At 66.9% G+C, this 2,159-nt stretch carries 2 protein-coding genes; both read left to right on the forward strand.

The window, feature by feature from the left end:
* The first annotated feature begins 70 nt into the window (after positions 1-70).
* The gene (gene istA, locus ACIBF8_RS32035) at positions 71-1,300 is read left to right on the forward strand and encodes an IS21 family transposase (RefSeq protein ID WP_396787650.1); all 1,230 of its coding nucleotides are present in this window, start codon (positions 71-73) and stop codon (positions 1,298-1,300) included.
* On the forward strand, positions 1,300-2,091 hold the full coding sequence (istB, locus tag ACIBF8_RS32040; RefSeq protein WP_396787651.1) for an IS21-like element helper ATPase IstB: 792 nt from the start codon (positions 1,300-1,302) through the stop codon (positions 2,089-2,091). The genes istA and istB overlap by 1 nt, the downstream gene beginning before the upstream one ends.
* The last annotated feature ends 68 nt before the right edge of the window (positions 2,092-2,159 follow it).

The raw sequence follows: 2,159 nt of genomic DNA on the forward strand, positions 1-2,159 counted from the left end.
TGTCGGCTCCGCCTGAAAACTGACCATGTGGTTCCGGCTGAATCGGGACCACCTCCTGAAGCATCGGGAGGTGCTGAGCGTGGAGGACTGGGCGGAGATCCGGCGGCTGAGGCGGTCGGAGGGCATGGCGATTCAGGCCATCGCACGGCGGTTGAGGATGTCTCGCAACACCGTGAAGAAGGCCCTGGCCAGTGATGAGCCGCCGCGGTATCAGCGGGCGGCGAAGGGCTCGATCGTGGACGCGGTCGAGCCGCAGATCAGGGTGTTATTGGCGGAGTTCCCGGACATGCCCTCGACAGTGATCATGGAACGGGTCGGGTGGACCCGGGGCAAGACGGTGTTCTGCGATCGGGTGCAACAGTTGCGGCCGTTGTTCCGCCGCCCCGACCCGGCCCAGCGCACTGACTATCTGCCGGGCGAGTTGGCGCAGTGCGACCTGTGGTTCCCGCCGGCGGACGTGACCTTGGGTTTCGGGCAGGTCGGCAGGCCACCGGTGTTGGTGATGGTGTCGGGGTATTCGCGGTGGCTGTCGGCGGTGATGATCCCGTCGCGGCAGTCACCGGATCTGCTGGCCGGGCACTGGAGGTTGATCTCAGGCTGGGATCGGACGCCGAAGGCGTTGGTGTGGGACAACGAGTCCGCGGTCGGGCAGTGGCGGGCTGGTCGGCCGCAGCTGACCGAGACGATGAACGCCTTCCGCGGCACCCTCGGCATCAGGGTGATCCAATGCCGGCCGGCGGACCCGGAGGCCAAGGGGCTGGTCGAGAGAGCCAACGGCTATCTCGAGACGTCGTTCCTGCCCGGGCGCCGGTTCGGCTCGCCGCAGGACTTCAACGCCCAGCTCACCGAGTGGCTGGTGCGGGCGAACAACCGCCAACACCGGATGTTGGGCTGCCGCCCGGCCGAGCGGTGGGACGCCGACCGGGCCGCGATGCTGTCGCTGCCGCCGGTCGCTCCGGTGGTCGGCTGGCGACAGACCACGCGGTTGCCTCGCGATCACTACGTCCGGTTGGACAGTAACGACTACTCGGTGCACCCGGCGGCGGTGGGAAGACGTGTCGACATCGTCGCTGACGCCGATCAAGTGCAGGTGTTCTGCGACAGCCGTCAGGTCGCCCGACACGACCGCTGCTGGGCCAAGCATCAGAGCATCACCGACCCGGTCCATCGGCAGGCCGCTGCTGACCTGCGCATGGCCGGCCGGCAGGTGCCGGCGCCGGCAGTCACCGCGGAGGTCGAGCACCGGCGGCTCAGCGATTACGACCGGATGTTCGGCCTCGACGTTGAGGTGGCTGCGTGATGGCCGCCAAGACCAGCAACCGCAACGTGTCCTCCGAGATCGCGTTCCTCACCCGCGCGCTGAAAGCACCCTCTCTCGCGGCGTCGGTGGAACGTCTGGCTGAGCGGGCTCGGGCGGAGTCGTGGACGCATGAGGAGTTCCTCGCGGCCTGCCTGCAACGCGAGGTCGCCGCCCGGGAATCTCACGGCGGTGAAGGGCGCATCCGAGCCGCGAGGTTCCCGGCCCGCAAGAGTCTCGAGGAGTTCGACTTCGAGCACCAGCGGTCGTTGAAGCGCGAGACGATCGGTCATCTGGGCACCCTGGACTTCGTGGCGTCGAAGGAGAACGTCGTCTTCTTGGGCCCGCCCGGCACTGGCAAGACCCACCTGTCCATCGGCCTCGGGATCCGGGCTTGCCAGGCTGGACACCGGGTCGCGTTCGCCACCGCCGCCCAGTGGGTGTCCCGCCTGGCAGACGCCCACCACGCCGGGCGTCTGCAGGACGAACTGGTCAAGCTCGGTCGGATTCCGCTGCTGATCGTCGACGAGGTTGGCTACATCCCTTTCGAAGCCGAAGCCGCGAACCTGTTCTTCCAACTGGTCTCTAACCGATACGAACGGGCCTCGCTCATCGTCACCAGCAACAAGCCCTTCGGGCGTTGGGGCGAAGTCTTCGGCGATGACGTCGTCGCCGCGGCCATGATCGACCGACTCGTCCACCACGCCGAAGTCATCTCGATGAAGGGCGACAGCTACCGACTCAAGGACCGCGACCTCGGCCGTGTCCCTGCAGCAAATAAGACCAACGACTAAAGATCAACCAACCGAGGTGGTCCAGTTTCAGCCGGACCACGGTGGTCAGGTTTGGAGCGGCGTTGACA

This window comes from Micromonospora sp. NPDC050276 (assembly GCF_044459545.1).
GTDB lineage: Bacteria > Actinomycetota > Actinomycetes > Mycobacteriales > Micromonosporaceae > Micromonospora.